The organism is Mesorhizobium sp. B2-4-12 (genome assembly GCF_006441575.1).
Taxonomy (GTDB): Bacteria; Pseudomonadota; Alphaproteobacteria; order Rhizobiales; family Rhizobiaceae; genus Mesorhizobium.
Genome location: NZ_VFVC01000017.1, coordinates 71,988 through 89,751 on the forward strand (window position 1 = coordinate 71,988; position 17,764 = coordinate 89,751).

Here is a 17,764-nt window from a genome sequence, read left to right on the forward strand (position 1 = left end):
CGGCGGGCCAAGCCCGTCTCAGGGCTCGCCCGCCTCCAGCACCATATGCCGTGTCCGCCGCGACTGGACAATCCAGTTGTAGACGGCACCGCCGGCCATCAGCACCGATGTTCCGAGAAACACCGCCCGCATGCCGAAGTGACCGCCCACGAAGCCACCGGACAGCGGCCCCGCGACCTGCCCGACATATTGCGCCGAAATCGCCAGGCCAAGCACGTTGCCGCCCACGCCATCGGGGATGTTGTGGCGAATGACGCTGGTGATGCAGGGCAGCAGGCCGCCGAGCGCCAGGCCCATCAGGAAACGCAGACCGATCAATTGCCAGCCATCGGTGACGAAGGCCTGCGGGATGAGCAGCAGGGCCGAGGCGGCCAACGCCCCAACCACGACATTCCAGTGGCCGACACGGTCGGCAAGCTTGCCGAGCCACGACGCCGACAGGATCGTCCCAAGGGCCGCCGCCGACATCACCACGCCGGCGACCATCGTGACGCGGCTCTGATCCTCGATGAGCTGCTGGACATAGACAGTGATGATCGGCTCGATCGACATGGTGGCGAAGGCGAGCAGCATGCCGGTCGCCAGCATGGCCACCACCGGACGTTTGTCCGGGATCTGCGACCAGCCGCTTTTCGGCTTTGTGCCCGACGCCGGCTTGGCGGGCTTCGGGCGCGGGTTCTCCTTGATCAGGAAGGTCGTCGCCAGGAAGGCAAGGAAGATAACGCCGCCGGACAACAGGAAGGTGGCGCGAATGCCGATCACCGGCGGCAACGCGCCTCCGAGCAGGGGGCCGACCAGCGAGCCGGCCGTGATCCCGGCCGACAAGACGCCCAGCGCCCAGCCGGAGCGGTCCTTGGGTGTCTGCATGGCCACCAGAATGGTCGAACCCGAGGAATAGCCGCCGGCAAAGCCGATCAGCAGGCGCAGCAACACCAATTGCCAGACCGTCTCGACCATGCCCGTCAATGACATGCAGATCGCCATGCCGAAGCTGGCGCGCACCAGCATCACCTTGCGGCCATAGCGGTCGCCCAGCCGGCCCCACAACGGCGCGACAAGGGCGGCGGCGAAAAAGGTGGCGCCATAGGCGATGCCGGACCACTGCACGATCGCCGCATGGCCCTGTGCGCCGAGCTGTTCGACGTAAAGCGGCAGGAAGGGCAAAAGCAGAGTCATGGCGATGAGCGTGCTGAACGAGCCAGCGAAACAGACGGCAAGATTGCGCCGCCAGTGGATGCTGTAACCGCTTTGTTGAGCGTCTTCCTGTGTCATGCCCTGCCTGCTCGGTGTCGGCACTTGTTGCTGATACCACTTTGGGATACCAAATCGGCATCCGTCATGAACTCCGACCCGGCCGCTGTCAATGCGGCTTCAGAAAAGGGCAGCGCGATGTCGCAAATGCAGAATGTCGAACGACAATTGCGCGAAATGATCCTGGGGCTCGAGATCGGTCCCGGCGAGAAATTGACCGAGCGGTGGGTCGAAGGCCGCTTCGGCGCCTCGCGCACGCCGGTCAGGGCAGCACTGCTGCGGCTGGAGACCGAGGGTCTTGTCGGCAGGGACGGGCGCGGCTGGACGGTCTCGCCCATCAACCTGGCCGAGCTTGAGCAGATCGCGGTCTATCGCGAAGCGGTCGAGGTCGCGGCCCTGAGGCTGACATGCGCGCACGACGAAAGGAGCGCCCTCGACGTCATCGAGGCGATGCTCGATTCCTGCGACGAAAACACGCCGCGCGAGGAATGGCACCGTGTCGGCATGGATTTTCACATCGAGCTGGCGCGGCTGTCGGGCAACGAATTCCTGTTCAGGGCGGTGCGCGATGCCATGACGCGCCTGTCGCGTGCTCGCTGGCTGGAGGTGCGCGACGAAGCAGCCCTTGGCCGCGCCTGGGCCGAACATCGCGCCATTCTGGCGGCAACACGGCTTGGCGACGCCGATGAAGCGGCGCGCCGGCTTTCAGCCCACATCATCGGCAGCCGCGACCGGCTGGTGGCGTCGCTTGCCAACGATCGGCGCGGTCTTCGCGCCAGGGGATTTGCAGTCGTCGCCGCTTAGCGGCCTGACCGGCAGGGCACTCGCCGGGCAAAAAGCGGTGTCCGGACGCGGAGTGCACTTTCGGCCTCGCTTCATGGGCGCCGATGGCGTAAGAGCGGCGATGGAAAACAACCGATTTGAAACGCCGGTGACCGTCAAGTCCGTCACCGCAGGAAGCACTCAGCTCTTGCGTTCGGCGAGGGAGGCTTCCGATTACCTCCTCAACAGCTGGCCCGGCAAGCGCAGTCCCAAGCATCGCGCGGCACTTCAGGCCTGCCACGACGCGCTGGCCGGCGACAAGCCGGCCATGAATGCCCGGCGCGCCTTCATCGCCGCGGCGCGTGAAGTGGATGTATTCATCAGCGACAAGGCGCCCGCCTGACGCGGCGCGACATGCGTTAAGACGGAGCCGGCAATCGCGGGCCTGTTGCCGTCACTCCCCTGTGTCGGCTTCGACTTTGGCCTCGGGCTTCGACCGCTCCCGCGCGGCAACCTTGGCCGCCAGCTTCTCGGCCTTTTTGGCCGCTTTCTGCCGGTCGCGCTCCTTGCGTTCCTGATCGTAGTTCGGTGCTCGCGCCATATCGGCTCCCTTTGACCTGCCTTGCGGCTCTGAACCTGCCTAGGAGCATTAGCCGTCAAACACAACAGCTGAAACGATAGTGCGTGGGTGCTGACGTCGAAGATATGCCGGGGCCTTGCCAGATGGGCGCCACAATGATGTAGGAAACGCCAGGGCGCCAGCGTCTTGAGAGCTGCCCGTTTGATCAAGTGAACCATGGCCACAATTGCGCGGACGTCGGCAAAGGTCTTCTATTATGCGCGAAACGTTGCGCGCGATGCCGTTCCGCAAGCATTGTTCAGACGCAGGTTGGGCTTTCGCCTGGAAAAGGCGAGGCTTTCCGATGAGGCGGCGCGCCGGCGGTTGAACTACTACAACAAGCTGCAGGATGTTTTCACGCCAAGCGCGAATGCGGTACGCGTCGGCAAGCTGCCCTTCACGCCGACCATGTACTATTACGACCTGAAGGAATTTGCCCGCTACTTCGATCCCGGATTGCTCATCGACCTGGAGTTCGGCGACGTCAGGAATGTGCCGAAGGTGCCGTCGATCGTGAAGGACCGGCCGATCCGTGATGATGACAAGAACGCGGTCATCATGAAGCTCGACAAGTTTCGTCACTTCCAGATGCCGGCCGACGCCATTTCGTTTACCGACAAGCTGCCTGCGGTGGTCTGGCGCGGCGATCTCAACAATCCGATCAGGACAAGATTTCTGAAGGCTGTGTGCGAGCTGTCGTTCTGCGATGCCGGCTCGCACAAGCCGAACGCTCCGGCCGAATACGCCAAGCCCTTTCTCAGCATCAGCCAGCAGCAGCGCTATCGCTACATCGTCTCGCTCGAAGGCAATGACGTGGCGACCAATCTCAAATGGATCATGAACTCGAAGTCGCTCTGCCTGATGCCGCCGCCGACCTATGAGACGTGGTTCGCGGAACGGCTGCTCGAGCCCAATGTCCATTATGTACCGCTTGAAGCGGATTTCTCGAACCTGGCCGAACATGTGGCCTATTTCGAACGGCACCCGGCGAAGGCCGAGCGCATCATCGCGGCCGCGAACGCCTATTGCCGGATATTCGACAACGAACAGACGGAGCAGGCGATCTCGCTGCTGGTGCTCTACAAATATTTCGTGCTCAGCGGCCAGATCAAGCCCGATGCCGAGGTCTGGCGTTACATAACGGGCTAGTCGCCGGCGACATTTGGCGTCGGCGCCATTGGTCTCGCGTTTGGATGACACCGGGTTGCGAAATGCCTGGCACAATGACGTGTGAGCATGGCGCGGGAACTATCTCGGGCTGCCGGGTGTTTTGGTCGCGTTTGTCCTGATATCAACGTGGTACGATGGCCACCATAAAACGAACGACGCAGAAGGTTTTCTACTATGCGCGAAACGTCATGCGCGATATCGCCCCCCAGGTCCTCTTCCGACGACGGCTGGCGGCCCGCCTGGAGCAGGCCAGGCTCTCGGATGAGGCCGTGCACCGGCGGTTGAATGACTACAACAAGCTGCAGGGCACCTTTATGCCAAGCCCGGATGCGGTGCGCATCGACAAGATGCCGTTTGAGCCGAGCATGTACTATTACGACCTGAAGGAGTTCGCCCGTTATTTCGATCGGGCATTGCTCCTCGACCTGGAGTTTGGCGACGTCAGGCATGTGCCGAAGGTGCCGACACTCGTCAAGGATCGGCCGATCCGCGCCGACAACAGCAACGCGGTCATCCTGAAGTTCAACAAGTTCCGCCACTTTTACATGCCGGACGACGCGGTCGCCTTTGCCGACAAGCTGCCGGTCGTGATCTGGCGCGGCGATCTCAACAATCCGATCAGGACACGGTTTCTGGACGCAGCGCGCGACCTGCCTTTCTGCGACGTGGGTTCGCACAAGCGAAGTGCTCCGGCCGAATACAGCAAGCCCTTTCTCAGCATCAGCCAGCATCTGCGCTACCGCTACATCGTCTCGCTCGAGGGCAATGACGTGGCGACCAACCTCAAATGGATCATGAATTCGAACTCGCTCTGCCTGATGCCGCCGCCGACCTACGAGACATGGTTCGCGGAGAGCCAACTCGAAGCCAATGTCCACTATGTGCCACTCGATCCGGATTTCGCCGATCTCGGCGAAAAGGTGCGCTATTTCGAAGCGCACCCGGCGGCGGCGGAGCGCATCATCGCCGCAGCCAACGCCTATTGCCGCAAATTTTCCAATGAGCGAGACGAGCAGGCGATCTCCCTGCTCGTGCTCTACAAATATTTCGTGCTCAGCGGGCAGATCGAACCCGATCCCGAACTCTGGCGGTTCATCGAGGGTTAGGCGTCACGCGCCTTCGGTCAGCCGCAGTGGCTGCAATCACGCCTGGGTTGCAATAAAACCGTCACTGCCGGCCTATATTGAAGTCGGCTCAGGTGTTTCCATCAAGGCCGCTGGCCAGCAATGGGAACACCGTCCGGAACCGACAGGGTTTGCAAGCGGAGCAGCTGACATGACCGAGCTAAAACAGAATTCTCCCGCCAAGGACTGGCTCGAAGCCGAGCTCGCCGACACGCTCGACGAAGATTATGAACTCGAAATGTCGGAGCCGGCGCTGTCGATGGAGATCGCCAAGATCTACAAGAACTCGCATCCGCCTTCGATCGATCGCATGCAGTATTTTCGCGACCTGATCACCCTGCAATCCGAATTGATCAAACTCCAGTCCTGGGTCGCCTATCACAAGAAGAAGCTGGTGGTGATTTTCGAGGGCCGTGACTCCGCCGGCAAGGGCGGCGTCATCAAGCGCATCACCCAGCGGCTCAATCCGCGTATCTGCCGCGTTGTGGCACTTCCGGCGCCGACCGAGCGCGAGAAGTCGCAATGGTATTTCCAGCGTTATGTCCCGCACCTGCCGGCGGGCGGCGAGATCGTGCTGTTCGATCGCTCCTGGTACAATCGTTCCGGCGTCGAACGGGTGATGGGCTTTGCTTCGCACGAGCAGGTCGAGGAGTTCTTCCATGACGTGCCGGAGTTCGAGCGCATGCTGGTGCGCTCGGGCATCACCGTGGTCAAATACTGGTTCTCGATCACCGATGAGGAACAGCAGATGCGCTTCCTGATGCGCATCCACGATCCGATGAAGCAGTGGAAGCTGTCGCCCATGGATCTGCAGTCGCGTGTGCGGTGGGAGCAATACACCAAGGCCAAGGAAGAAACCTTCGCCCGCACCAACATTCCCGAAGCGCCCTGGTTCATCGTCGAGGGCAACGACAAGAAGCGCGCGCGGCTCAACTGCATCGATCATCTTTTGAAGCAGATGCCGTATGAAGATGTGCCGCACGAGGAGATCACACTGCCCGAGCGCGTGTTCAACCCGGAATACGAGCGCCAGGTTCTGCCGCGAGAACTTTACGTGCCGGAGAAATATTGAGGCGCATTTCCGTCTCTCCCCGTATAGTGACGGAGAGAAAGAGACTTGCACCTGCGGGTTTCGCCAATGACCGGAGTTGCGGCTATGCCCGTTTGATGACCACATGCATGGCGTGCGGCGAAGCGACCTGTTCGCTGCATTGATAGCCGAGTTTCGGAATGTCGAGGCCGGCCAGAAGGTTTTCGCCTGCGCCGATCAGCACGGGCGAGATCGCCAGATGCATCTCGTCGATAAGTTTCTGCTCCAGATATTGCCTGATTGTCGCGACGCCGCCACCGACCCGCACATCCTTTCCATCAGCCGCAGCCTTCGCTTGCTCAAGCGCCGAATGGATACCCTCGGTGACGAAGTAAAAGGTCGTGCCGCCTTCCATGACGACGGGCTCACGCGCATGGTGGGTCAGCACGAAGACCGGCACGTGATAGGGCGGGTTGTCGCCCCACCAGCCCTTCCAGCTCTCGTCCTTCCAGGGGCCGCGGATGGGTCCGAACATGTTGCGGCCCAGGATCCAGGCCCCAACATTTTCGAAGCTGCGCGCGGCGAAATCCTCGTCGACGCCGGTGGCGCCGCCTTCCTCGCCGAACATCTTGCGGAAGGTCCGGGTGGTGAACGCCCATTTGTGCAGCGATTTTCCGCCGACACCGAGCGGATTCTCCAAGTCCTGGCTGGGACCTGCCCCAAAGCCGTCGAGCGATAGGGAGAATGCATTGACACGCAGCTTGGACATGAAATCTCCTCGATAGTCAGTTGTGTTATGCAAGCAGTTTTTTGTAGCAAACCGATTGCAAATTGCAAGCGGTATCTTCGAGATGCGAATAATGCGTGTCCGGACCCGCGGTCAAGCGATGTCCGGACTTGTCTCGTGACGATTGATGATGGCAAGCCGCCGCCGGGACGGTTGCCACACCAACTCATTCGCTGACGAGCTCCATGAAGCGGATGTGGTTGCTGAACGGGTCGATGACCTCCACCGTCAGCCGCCCGTCCTCGTCTTCCAAGCCGGGTTTCATATAGCGGTAGTCCTTGCCCGCAAGCTCCTCATGGAAGTCGCGGATGCCCTTCATGTAGACAACCATGTTGCCGCCTGGCGTCGCGTCGCCGGCGTGTTCGGACAGGTGCAGGACAAGATTGCCACGCGAGACCTGCGTGTACAGCGGGAAATGGTCGCCGTAGCGGTGTTCCCAGTCCACGGTGAAACCGAGGAAGCCGAGGTAGAATTCGTGCGCCTTCGCGACGTCGAAGATGCGCACGATTGGCGCCGTCCGTTCGAAGATGATCGTCTCCTGCCTCGCGAGCGGCGCTTCGATCTTTGCCGACAGGATATTCCAGTTCGCCAGTCCGAACTGGCGCGCGACGATTTCCAGGGCCTCGCTGTGGCTGATCGTCAGGTCGTGGTCGGCAAGCGCGTCCCGCATGGCTTTCGCCATGGTCTTGGCATCGCGATAGGCAAGCATGTCCGTTTCCTCGGGGCACGGCGAAGTCTTCGTCAGTGCCCGCATTGCCGACGCCTTCGCCCGACGGTGAAACGGGTCAGGAAGCATCCTCTGGAGGCGTTCGCCATGCCTCTTGGCGAGGTGCGGGCTGCCGGCCGCCTCCGGCCATGCGGCATCATAGCCGCAACCAGCCCACCTTGTCAGCGGGAATTCGCCGAGATGACAGCCGGCTCCGAAGCGTGTCATGCAAGACCTGGAAGGGTCGCGGTGCGGTGGCTGAGGGGGGCGAAGTTACCCCTTCAGCATCACGGCCACTTCGGGCGCGAAATAGGTCAGGACGCCGTCGCAGCCTGCACGCTTGAAGGCAAGCAGCGATTCCAGCATCGCCTTCTCGCCATCGATCCAGCCATTGGCGCCCGCTGCCTTGATCATCGAATATTCGCCCGAGACCTGGTAGGCGAAGGTCGGCATCTGGAATTCGTCCTTCAGCCGGCGGATGATGTCGAGATAGGGCAGGCCGGGCTTGACCATCAGCATGTCGGCGCCCTCGGCGAGGTCCTGCTCGGCCTCGCGTACCGCCTCGTCCGAATTGGCGTGGTCGATATAGTAGGTCTTCTTGTCGCCCTTGAGCAGGCCGGCGGTGCCGACCGCCTCGCGATAAGGGCCATAGAAGGCCGACGCGAACTTGGTCGCGTAGGACATGATCGCCACGTCCTGAAAGCCGTTGGCGTCTAGCGCGTCGCGGATGGCACCGATGCGGCCATCCATCATGTCGGATGGCGCGATGATATCGGCGCCCGCCGCCGCCTGGATGACGGCCGCCGCCGCGACCTGTTCCACCGTTTCGTCGTTGACGATGATGCCGTCGCGCAGGATGCCATCATGGCCGTGGCTGGTGAACGGATCGAGCGCGGCGTCGGTGATGATGCCGATCTCGGGCACTGCGCTCTTTATGGCGCGGGTGGCGCGGTTGATGATGTTTTCCGGGTCGAGGATATGCGAGCCGGTCTGGTCGCGCAGGCCCAGCTCGACATTGGGGAAAGTGGCGAGTGCCGGTATGCCGAGCTTGGCCGCGCGTTCGGCCTCCTTGACGGCGAGATCGACCGACAGGCGGAAGACGCCTGGCATGGCGGCGATCGGCTCGCGCACATTACTGCCCTCGACGACGAAGATCGGCCAGATCAGGTCGTCGACCGAAAGCCGGTTCTCCTGCACGAGCCGGCGCGACCAGTCGGCCTTGCGCATGCGGCGCAGGCGGCGGCTGCCGGTGACGTCGTCGACGCTGCGCGCGCCGGCTGGCTTTGTCGGGGTGAATTTGTTCATTGCCAAAACTCCGGATAGCCGGCTTTTACCACGAGCGCTTGGCCCTGACCAATGCGACACGTTTGTGCCAGCTTTTCGTTTCTCCGTTCGCGGAGAAAGTGCCGGCGCTCAGATAAGGGCGCGGATCCCTCAAGGCTGCCCGTTTCCGGACAGAATCTGCGCCGCACCGCTGATGGCCACACGAAACGCCTCGTCGAAGCTGACGCCACGTACCTGCCAACGATAGGTCTTGCCGTGATCGGCCAGTCGCCAATCGGCGATCCAGCCGAGCTCTTTGTCGCTCCATACCATGCTGCCGGCGAGCGCTTGGGTGCCGCCGGTCTGTTTGGCCAGTCGGTCCAGCCTTGCCATATCGGCGGAGCCCAGCGCTGTTTCGTCCAGGCCGGCAAGCTGCGCAGCCTTCGGAAACACGACATGCATCAGCATCGGACCGGCGGCATCGGCGAAGGATTCGCGCATCGTCTCGCCACGCTTTTCCCCGGCGCTCAGCACGAAATGCCGAGCGCCCTGTTCGGTGGCGAGAAAGACGGTGAGTGTCGGCCGCTCACCAAGCCAGGGTTTGCTGCCAAGCGACGCCAGCACCTTGTCGAGGATATCAGGCTTGTAGAGACAGGTGAGATCGTGTGGCCGGTCATGCGTGCCTTGCTCGTCATGGATCGGAATGCCTTGCAGCCGGTCGCGGTAGCGGAAGGAATCGACGAAGCTGCCAGCCTTGTTGCGCAGATCCGCCATTTCTGGTTTTTTCAGCAGCCGCTGATCGCCTGAAACCCTGACTAGAACCCGATCCAGGCAGTCTCTGAAGCCTATCTGGCGGTTCGCTTCGCCCTGGCCGGTGACGATGGTCTTCGACTGGTAGAGTTCGTCGGCCGTGACGGCGTATGCGGCGCGCGGTACAAGGCCTGCGATCACAAGTCCGATCGTGAAAAGCGCGGTACGAAGAAATCCGGACATGCCCAACTGTCCCCCGATCCCGTCTGCGCGCTTGATATCGGCGCGTCGCTTTGAATGGCGGCGATCTTCGTAGCATCGGCTGCCGCCAGCCGCCAAGACCGCGGCGAAGAGGCTGCTGCCATTGACGCACCCATGCGCCGCCTTTAGCACTTCAGTCCCGCAGGCGCGGGGAAGGGATTCTCTGGCAATGGATTTTGGTGGAGGCGACGAAATTCGCTTCGAACGGTTGGGCAGAGCCGGTGTCGTGACGCTGACACGGCCGCAGGCGCTCAATGCCGTCACCCATCGCATGGTCAAGGCACTGGGCAAGGCGCTGCATGCCTGGGAGCGCGATGACGGCGTGGACGTCGTCGTCATCAAGGCAGAGGGCAGGGCGTTTTCGGCCGGAGGCGATATCCTCCACATCTACGAAGCCGGCCGGGCTGGAAAGCCGCCGGTCGAGTTCTTCGCCGATGAGTATCGGCTGAACGCCCGCATCAACAGCTTCCGCAAACCTTATGTGGCGCTCATCGACGGCATCGTCATGGGGGGCGGCGTCGGCATTTCCTTTCACGGTTCGCACCGGGTGATGACGGAGAATGCCCAGTTCGCCATGCCGGAGGTCGGCATAGGTTTTTTCCCCGATGTCGGCGCCAGCCATTTGCTGCCCGATCTTGGCGGCTCCTTCGGCATGTATCTGGCGCTGACCGGCAACCGCATCCGCTATGGCGATGCGCTGTGGTCGGGTCTGGCCACCCACACCATCAAGGCCGAGGACCAGGTAAGCTTCCTCGACCGGCTGGCGCTGACTGGCGATCCGGAATCGGTGCTGCGCGGTTTCCTTGTTCCGGCGAAGCGGGAGACCGAAAGGCCGATCCTGGGAGCGATATCGCGCCATTTCGCCCAGCCGTCGCTGCAGGATGTCATCGACAGCCTGGACCGCGCGGCAAGCACCGACGAATTCGCGGCAAAGACGCTGGCGACGATCCGCACGCGCTCGCCGACCAGCCTTCGCGTCGCCTGGCGGCAAATCAGCGCCGGGCTGACATTGTCGATGGACGACTGCATGAAGATGGAGTTCCGTATCCTCAACCGCATGCTTGCCGGCCACGATTTCTACGAAGGCATCCGCGCCGCCATCATCGACAAGGGATCGAAACCGCAATGGCGGCCGCCAAGTCTTGACGCGGTCCGTGAGGCCGATATCGATGCCTATTTCGCCCCGCTCGGTGAACGGGAACTCCTGACATGAGCGAAGTGACGTCGAGACGCGTCGTGCTTCAGCCCTCGACGGTCGAGGTGATCTTCGCCTGGTTCCAGCGCGTCATCGCGGGCTACTGCCTGCTCTTCGGCATACTGTACTGGATCAAGCTGATCGGCTTCTATCCAGGCTCGCTGTGGCGCTTCGATCTCATGCCGGTGCACTGGCAGGTGGCGACGGTGATGCTCGCCGTGTTTTTTCCCTTCGCCGCCGCGGGGCTGTGGATGCTGGCCTCCTGGGGCCCGGTGATCTGGTTCATCTGCGCGGTCACCGAGACCGTCATGTATGCCGGTTTTCCCGAGCTTTTCGGCCATCGGCTGCTGATCGTCGTCTCGCATGCGGCGGTGGCGCTGCTCTACATCGTCTTTCGCGTCGTCATCTACCTGCAGAAACGCCCCGTACGGCACTAAGCCTTTGCGGCCATTGATGACTTGGCGGCCGCCTGAATCCAGCCCCGCGATCATTGCCTAAATCTTTAGGTTAATCATCCTTGCTCGGGTGACCGTTCGTTAAGCCTCTTTCGAAACCTCTTACCGGTAAGCTCTTGTTAGCCCTAGCGTTTAAGTCGAATTTTATGAGTATTCGATAGTGTCGCGATCAAGGTGAAAAACAAAAAATCACCAGGGCGACAAACGAGAGGCAAAGACAATGATCAATTCGCGTCCGGCGGCGAAGACCGCCAACGTATCCGACGATCGCCGCGAGGCTATCCGTTCCCTGTACATGGAATCGCTGCAGCTGGTCGAGCGGCTGCACCGCCGTCTGCTTGACGTGATCAAGGACGAATTTGACCGCAACGGCCGTTCCGACATTAATGCCATCCAGGCGCTGCTGCTCTTCAACATCGGCAATTCCGAGCTGACCGCCGGCGAGTTGCGCTCGCGTGGCTACTATCTCGGCTCGAACGTGTCCTACAATCTGAAGAAGCTGGTCGATCTCGGCTTCATCAACCACCAGCGCTCGCGCATCGACCGCCGTTCGGTCCGCGTTTCTTTGACGCCGAAGGGCAACGAGGTGGCGGATGTGGTCGCCGGCCTCTATGAGCGCCATGTCGGCTCGATCGAACAGGTCGGCGGCATCAATACCGACGAGTTCAAGCAGATGAACCGCGCCCTGCAGCGGCTCGACCGCTTCTGGAACGACACCATCGCCTACCGGATGTAAGGCGCCACACAGATCTGGCCCGCGCCAAAGAAGCGCGGCCGAAACAGCGACCTCCAGTCAGGGCCGGTGCCGAAAAGCACCGGTCCCTTTCTTTTCAGAGCGAAGGCCGGTCCGATTTGGGCGCAAGGCCACGTTGCCGCCATATTCCAGTGGAACCGAGGATCGCAGTGATGCAGTGGTGAAGGCCTTGCGTCCACCCGCAACCGTGTCGCGCTCGTGCGTTTATCGCCAACGTGATACGGACCATGGTTGGCTAATTGTTAAGATTGCCAATTTTAGAGTGCGGGCGAGATCGCCCGATGATCAACGCAGCAAAGTGATCGAACCGCTACAAAAATGTCTGGAACGTCCATGATAACCAGCCGCCGTTTTTTCCTTTCCGGAGCATCGTTGCTCGCTGCCGCCATGGTGGCCGGGCGTGCGAATGCGCAGGATGTGATCGGGGATATCTTGAAATCCTCGGCGCGCGGCAATTGGGACGACCAGTTCGATGCCCGCGCCAGCGAAGGCGGCAAGGTGGCCTCGACGTTGCCGATTTTCAGCCCGCAGACGGTCGCCTTCACCGAGCAGGCCGTCGCGCAGTATCAGAACATCGTTGGCCAGGGTGGATGGCAGCCGGTGCCGGACACCAAGAAGCTGCAGCTCGGCGTCGACGACCCGGATGTGGTGCCGCTGCGCAAGCGCCTGATGATTGCGGGCGACCTGTCGCAGAATGCCGGCATCTCGACGGCTTTCGATTCCTATGTCGACTCGGCGGTGAAGCGCTTCCAGCTGCGCCACGGCCTTCCCGCCGATGGCTCGATGGGCAAGTACACCTATGCCGCGATGAACGTTTCGGCGCAGATCCGGCTTGGCCAGTTGCAGACCAATCTGCAAAGGCTGAAGGAGAAGGCCGGCACACTCGGCAATCGTTACGTGCTGGTCGACATTCCGGCGGCTCAGGTCGAGGCGGTCGAGAATGACCGTGTCGTGCTTCGCCACACGGCAATCGTCGGCAAGATCGATCGCCAGACGCCGATCGTCAATTCCAAGATCAACGAGATCATCGTCAATCCGTACTGGAACGCGCCGGTGTCGATCGTGCGCAAGGACATCATTCCGCTGATGCGGAAGGATCCCAATTATCTGAAGAACAGCCATATCCGCCTGTTCGCGCCGGATGGCAGCGAAGTCGATCCGATGAATGTGGACTGGTCGACGGATGATGCGGCCAAGTACCGGTTCCGCCAGGATCCGGGCTCGGAAAACGCCATGGCTTCGGTGAAGATCAATTTCCCCAGCCCGGATGGCGTCTATATGCATGACACGCCGCAGCAGAGCCTGTTCGGCAAGATGATGCGCTTCGATTCCTCGGGCTGCGTGCGCGTCCAGAACGTGCGCGACCTCGTCACCTGGATCCTGCGCGACACGCCCGGCTGGGACCGCCAGCATTTCGAGGCGGCGATCAAGACCGGCCAGAACACGCCGATCCAGGTCACCAATCCGGTGCCGGTGCACTTCCTCTATCTCTCGGCATGGTCGACGGGACCCGGCGTCGTGCAGTTCCGCGATGATATTTACGCGCTTGACGGTGCCAGCGAGCTGCAGATCACCTCTTCGCTCTAAGTGATTAATAATTTTACGAAAGGCCGCCTTCGAGGCGGCCTTTCGTTTTGCCGAGGACGTGTTCAAATCAATCTCTAGTCGACCAGCCGCACTGCCGCCTTGATGCGGTTGACGGTCATTGCCGCGCGGCGCCTTGTCTGGACGCGAGACCGACGATTGCGCATGGTTCGTGAAACAGCCGGAATCGCGCCATGCAAGCCGCTATCTTTGTCCTCCTGGTGCTCGTCTTCGTCGCCGTTTCCGGCGCATTGGTGCGCCTGGTGCGCGTGCCGCTGCCGGTGCTGCAGATCGCGATAGGCGCCGCGCTTGCCTGGCCGGTGCGCGGCATCCATATCGAGATCGATCCGGAACTGTTCCTGCTGGTGTTCATTCCGCCGCTGCTGTTCAGCGATGCCTTTGGTGCGCCCAAGCGCGAGCTGGTGGCATTGCGCTGGCCGATCCTTGCCCTTGCCATAGGCCTCGTCTTCTTCACCATCGTCGGCTTCGGCTATGCCTTGCACTGGCTGGTGCCCAGCATCCCGCTGGTCGTTGCATTCGCTCTTGCCGCGGTGCTGTCGCCGACGGACGCGGTGGCTGTCTCCTCGATCGTCGACAGGAACGTCGTTCCGGCGCGGCTGATGCACATTCTGGAAGGCGAGTCGCTGCTCAACGACGCGTCGGGTCTGGTCATGTTCCGCTTTGCCGTCGCAGCAGCGCTTACCGGCAGTTTTTCCCTGGCCGCTGCCTCACTGAGTTTTCTCTATGCGGTGGTGGTCGGTATCCTGGCCGGGGTGGCGGCATTGTTCATCGCCGCCAAGGCGCTGCAACTGCTCGATCGCATCGGCGGCGTGCCGGCCGAGGCGCAGGTGCTGATCACCATCCTGCTCCCCTTCGTCGCCTATCTCGGCGCCGAGCACTTCGAGGCCTCGGGCGTCCTGGCCGCCGTGACCGCTGGCCTCCTGATCGGGAGCACCGGCATATTCCGCTTTCTCGGTGTCTCGGCGCGCATGCAGACGATCTCGCTGTGGACGACGTTTTCCTTCGTCTTCAACGGCGCGCTGTTCATTGTGCTCGGCCTGCAGCTTCCCGAAATCATCCGCAAGGTGCCGCCGGAACTCACCGGCCACTATCCCGCCATCCAGCCGGTGCTGACCGTGGTGGCGCTGACCCTGTGCCTGATCGCGCTCCGTTTCGTCTGGATCTGGATCGGCGATATCGCGGCGGCGCTCGCCGCACGGCTCGGCAAGCGCAAGGCCGAGCCGTTCGGCCTGCGGGTGCGGCTCGCGGGATCGGTGGCCGGCGTGCGCGGGGCCATCACATTGGCCGGCATATTGTCGCTGCCGTTGGCCCTGCAGGATGGTTCGCCGTTCCCCGCACGGGACCTGGTCATCTTTCTCGCCGCCGGCGTTATCATCTGCTCCCTGGCGATCGCCAGCCTTGCCTTGCCGGTGATCGCGCGCGGGCTGATCGGGCCAGGCGAAGATTCCGGGGCGGCCGAGGAGCGCATGGCGCGTGTCGGCGCGGCGAAGGCGGCAATCGCCCATCTTGAAAGCATCGCGCAGACGGATGAAGGGGAGGGCGATGTGCCTGGCGCTAGGCTCGCCGCCGCCAACGGCATTGTCGCTGCCTACCGGCGACGTATCGCTGCGTCCGACGAGGCCGACGAAGCGCGCGCCGAAGTGCGGGAGGCAGGCAGGCTGGAGGTCGACCTGAGGCTCGCCGGCATCGCCGCCGAGCGTGACGCCTTGCGCGCCATGCTTCGCCGCGGCGAGATCAACGACCACACAGCGCAAGCGCTGTTCACCGAGACCACGCTTACGGAAGCTCTTTTGAACGGCAGGCAGATGCGGAAGTAGGACTGGCGACGCCCAGGTGCCGTGGATTCGCAGCCTCTGGCGCAAACCGGCCAGCAAATTTCGCGCTGCAAACGTGGCGGGCTGAAAACAACTGTGTTAATGGCGCGGCGAACTCTATGCATGTCGCCCAAAAGTGTGCAGCGGTTTTGGGACAACGACATACTCAGAACAAAAACTGACCTCGAACCCTGGGGAATTCAGGCCATGGCAACAGCAGCGGCAGCGTCGAACAAATTCGAATCCTTCTTCGAAACCACGCTGGAAGATGCCGATCCGGAGATTTTCGGCGCCATCCGCAACGAACTCGGTCGCCAGCGCCACGAGATCGAACTGATCGCCTCGGAAAACATCGTCTCGCGCGCCGTGCTCGAGGCGCAGGGGTCGATCATGACCAACAAATATGCCGAGGGTTATCCGGGCAAGCGCTATTATGGCGGCTGCCAGTTCGTCGACATCGCCGAGGAATTGGCCATCGAGCGGGCGAAAAAGCTGTTCGGCTGCAACTTCGCCAATGTCCAGCCGAACTCGGGCAGCCAGATGAACCAGGCGGTGTTCCTGGCGCTGCTGCAGCCTGGCGACACTTTTATGGGCCTCGATCTCAATTCCGGCGGCCATCTCACCCACGGTTCGCCGGTCAACATGAGCGGCAAGTGGTTCAAGGTCGTATCCTACGGCGTGCGCAAGGACGACCATCTGCTCGACATGGACGCGATCGAAAAGACCGCGCACGAGACCAAGCCGAAGCTGATCCTGGCCGGCGGCACCGCCTATTCGCGCATCTGGGACTGGAAGCGTTTCCGCGAGATCGCGGATGCGGTCGGCGCCTATCTGATGGTCGACATGGCGCACATTGCGGGGCTCGTCGCCGGTGGCGTGCATCCCTCGCCACTGCCGCACGCGCATGTGGTGACCACCACCACGCACAAGTCGCTGCGCGGCCCACGTGGCGGCATGATCCTGTGCAACGACGAAGACATTGCCAAGAAGATGAATTCGGCGGTGTTCCCCGGCCTGCAGGGCGGTCCGCTGATGCATGTCATCGCCGCCAAGGCAGTGGCCTTCGGCGAGGCGCTGAAGCCGAGCTTCAAGGTCTATGCCGAGAGCGTGGCCGCCAACGCCAAGGCGCTGGCCTCCAGCCTCAAGGAAACGGGTCTCGACATCGTTTCCGGCGGCACCGACAACCATCTGATGCTGGTCGACCTGCGTCCCAAGAACGCCACCGGCAAGCGGGCCGAGGCAGCCCTTGGCCGCGCCAACATCACCTGCAACAAGAACGGCATCCCGTTCGATCCGGAAAAGCCCTTCGTCACCTCGGGCGTGCGGCTGGGCACACCCGCCGGCACCACGCGCGGCTTCGGCCAGGCCGAGTTCCGGGAGGTCGGTAAGCTGATTGCAGAAGTGCTCGATGGCCTCAAGGTCGCCAATTCCGACGAGGGCAATGCCGCGGTCGAGGCGGCGGTCAAGGCCAAGGTGGTGGCGCTGACCGATCGCTTCCCGCTCTATCCTTATCTCGGTTGACCGGACGCGTAGCGTCATCTTTTATCCGCCGTGGTGCATCACCCTCGATCGGGTGATGCATGGAACCGGAGAATTGATGATGCGCGATTTTCGTTCTGGCTTGCTCGGCGTTGTCGGCTGGCTGGCCGTTTGCGGCGCCGCTTTGGCGCAGACCCAGCCCGCCCCGGACATGCCTGCCACCAGCACCTTCGGCCGATGGACAACCCTCGTCGATGCGCTCGACACCGGCCAGGACGCTCGCAAGACCTGCGCGGCTTCGACGGCGTTCTTCGATGCGAGTGGCAATTCGGGCACGCTGACATTGTCGATTTCGACCGGCGATGCCCTGCCACCAGACGCTTATCCGGCCGTAATGCTGACCATCGACAATCGCAACCTGCCGACCGGCGATAAGATCGCGGCGACTTTCGGCGACCCCGGCGTCAAGGTTTCGGCTACGGTCTCTTCCAGCGATGCCGTCAACGGCCGCCCGAGCTGGACGGTCGACAATCAGGCCAAGACCAGTCTCGCGCTGCTGCGTGCCATGCGCCAGGCCACCTCGCTCGATGTGGCTTTCGGCAAGGAGGCAGTCGCCAGCATCCCGATGGATGGCTTCACCAAGGCCTACCGCAACCTCGGAACATCCTGCGGCTTTCCAACCAAGGACGTCGCGCCGTGATGCGGACGGCCGGGTGGGAGTGGGGGCCGCGAATGGGCC

The 17,764-nt window shown here is 62.2% G+C and carries 18 protein-coding genes; 12 read left to right on the top strand and 6 right to left on the bottom strand.

The window, feature by feature from the left end:
- Nucleotides 1-18 precede the first annotated feature (18 nt).
- Nucleotides 19-1,272 carry a multidrug efflux MFS transporter gene (locus FJ934_RS12770; RefSeq protein WP_140609976.1) on the bottom strand — a complete coding sequence of 418 codons (1,254 nt, stop codon included), beginning with the start codon at nucleotides 1,270-1,272 and terminating at the stop codon, nucleotides 19-21.
- 117 nt (nucleotides 1,273-1,389) lie between these two features.
- On the opposite strand from FJ934_RS12770, the gene FJ934_RS12775 reads away from it, so the two are divergent.
- Together FJ934_RS12775 and FJ934_RS12780 are read left to right on the top strand one after the other, a co-directional pair.
- On the top strand, nucleotides 1,390-2,055 hold the full coding sequence (locus FJ934_RS12775) for a GntR family transcriptional regulator (RefSeq protein ID WP_140610006.1): 666 nt from the start codon (nucleotides 1,390-1,392) through the stop codon (nucleotides 2,053-2,055).
- 100 nt (nucleotides 2,056-2,155) lie between these two features.
- On the top strand, nucleotides 2,156-2,416 hold the full coding sequence (locus FJ934_RS12780; RefSeq protein WP_140610007.1) for a DUF982 domain-containing protein: 261 nt from the start codon (nucleotides 2,156-2,158) through the stop codon (nucleotides 2,414-2,416).
- Between the two features lie 51 nt (nucleotides 2,417-2,467).
- Here the strand turns inward: FJ934_RS12780 and FJ934_RS12785 are convergent, their stop codons facing one another.
- The gene (locus FJ934_RS12785) at nucleotides 2,468-2,614 is read right to left on the bottom strand and encodes a hypothetical protein (protein WP_140609977.1); all 147 of its coding nucleotides are present in this window, start codon (nucleotides 2,612-2,614) and stop codon (nucleotides 2,468-2,470) included.
- A 195-nt stretch (nucleotides 2,615-2,809) separates the two neighbouring features.
- Between FJ934_RS12785 and FJ934_RS12790 the strand changes: the two genes are divergently transcribed.
- From FJ934_RS12790 to ppk2, 3 genes are all read left to right on the top strand, one after another.
- Entirely contained in the window at nucleotides 2,810-3,781 is a 972-nt protein-coding gene (locus FJ934_RS12790) for a glycosyl transferase family 90 (RefSeq protein WP_140609978.1), read from the top strand.
- 155 nt (nucleotides 3,782-3,936) lie between these two features.
- Nucleotides 3,937-4,908: a glycosyl transferase family 90 gene (locus tag FJ934_RS12795; RefSeq protein ID WP_140609979.1), complete on the top strand. Its 972-nt coding sequence runs from the start codon at nucleotides 3,937-3,939 to the stop codon at nucleotides 4,906-4,908.
- 169 nt (nucleotides 4,909-5,077) lie between these two features.
- Nucleotides 5,078-5,998: a polyphosphate kinase 2 gene (ppk2, locus tag FJ934_RS12800; RefSeq protein ID WP_140609980.1), complete on the top strand. Its 921-nt coding sequence runs from the start codon at nucleotides 5,078-5,080 to the stop codon at nucleotides 5,996-5,998.
- A gap of 82 nt (nucleotides 5,999-6,080) precedes the next feature.
- Here ppk2 and FJ934_RS12805 read toward each other — a convergent pair whose 3' ends face one another.
- The 4 genes from FJ934_RS12805 to FJ934_RS12820 form a co-directional block, all read right to left on the bottom strand.
- On the bottom strand, nucleotides 6,081-6,725 hold the full coding sequence (locus FJ934_RS12805) for a dihydrofolate reductase family protein (protein WP_140609981.1): 645 nt from the start codon (nucleotides 6,723-6,725) through the stop codon (nucleotides 6,081-6,083).
- 184 nt (nucleotides 6,726-6,909) lie between these two features.
- Nucleotides 6,910-7,452 (bottom strand): glyoxalase superfamily protein, encoded by a 543-nt coding sequence (locus tag FJ934_RS12810; RefSeq protein WP_140609982.1) that lies wholly within the window; start codon nucleotides 7,450-7,452, stop codon nucleotides 6,910-6,912.
- Between the two features lie 270 nt (nucleotides 7,453-7,722).
- Nucleotides 7,723-8,754 carry a porphobilinogen synthase gene (gene hemB, locus FJ934_RS12815; RefSeq protein WP_140609983.1) on the bottom strand — a complete coding sequence of 344 codons (1,032 nt, stop codon included), beginning with the start codon at nucleotides 8,752-8,754 and terminating at the stop codon, nucleotides 7,723-7,725.
- Nucleotides 8,755-8,883: 129 nt separating this feature from the next.
- A complete protein-coding gene (locus tag FJ934_RS12820) occupies nucleotides 8,884-9,978 on the bottom strand; it encodes a DUF2066 domain-containing protein (protein WP_246671500.1) in 1,095 nt (364 codons plus the stop codon).
- Here FJ934_RS12820 and FJ934_RS12825 point away from each other — a divergent pair.
- The 7 genes from FJ934_RS12825 to FJ934_RS12855 all read left to right on the top strand — a co-directional run bounded on the left by FJ934_RS12825 (nucleotide 9,893) and on the right by FJ934_RS12855 (nucleotide 17,725).
- Complete coding sequence (locus FJ934_RS12825; RefSeq protein WP_140609985.1) at nucleotides 9,893-10,936, top strand: enoyl-CoA hydratase/isomerase family protein; 1,044 nt, start codon at nucleotides 9,893-9,895, stop codon at nucleotides 10,934-10,936. The two genes, FJ934_RS12820 and FJ934_RS12825, sit on opposite strands and share 86 nt — an antisense overlap.
- Nucleotides 10,933-11,355, top strand: a complete 423-nt coding sequence (locus tag FJ934_RS12830; protein WP_140609986.1) for a DUF6163 family protein — start codon at nucleotides 10,933-10,935, stop codon at nucleotides 11,353-11,355. The genes FJ934_RS12825 and FJ934_RS12830 overlap by 4 nt, the downstream gene beginning before the upstream one ends.
- A gap of 238 nt (nucleotides 11,356-11,593) precedes the next feature.
- The gene (locus tag FJ934_RS12835; RefSeq protein ID WP_013896002.1) at nucleotides 11,594-12,109 is read left to right on the top strand and encodes a winged helix DNA-binding protein; all 516 of its coding nucleotides are present in this window, start codon (nucleotides 11,594-11,596) and stop codon (nucleotides 12,107-12,109) included.
- A gap of 351 nt (nucleotides 12,110-12,460) precedes the next feature.
- The gene (locus FJ934_RS12840; protein ID WP_140609987.1) at nucleotides 12,461-13,714 is read left to right on the top strand and encodes a murein L,D-transpeptidase; all 1,254 of its coding nucleotides are present in this window, start codon (nucleotides 12,461-12,463) and stop codon (nucleotides 13,712-13,714) included.
- A gap of 191 nt (nucleotides 13,715-13,905) precedes the next feature.
- Nucleotides 13,906-15,549 (top strand): Na+/H+ antiporter, encoded by a 1,644-nt coding sequence (locus tag FJ934_RS12845; RefSeq protein WP_140609988.1) that lies wholly within the window; start codon nucleotides 13,906-13,908, stop codon nucleotides 15,547-15,549.
- A gap of 204 nt (nucleotides 15,550-15,753) precedes the next feature.
- Nucleotides 15,754-17,067 carry a serine hydroxymethyltransferase gene (gene glyA, locus FJ934_RS12850; protein WP_140609989.1) on the top strand — a complete coding sequence of 438 codons (1,314 nt, stop codon included), beginning with the start codon at nucleotides 15,754-15,756 and terminating at the stop codon, nucleotides 17,065-17,067.
- Nucleotides 17,068-17,146: 79 nt separating this feature from the next.
- Nucleotides 17,147-17,725 (top strand): hypothetical protein, encoded by a 579-nt coding sequence (locus tag FJ934_RS12855; RefSeq protein WP_181165597.1) that lies wholly within the window; start codon nucleotides 17,147-17,149, stop codon nucleotides 17,723-17,725.
- Nucleotides 17,726-17,764: the final 39 nt, after the last annotated feature.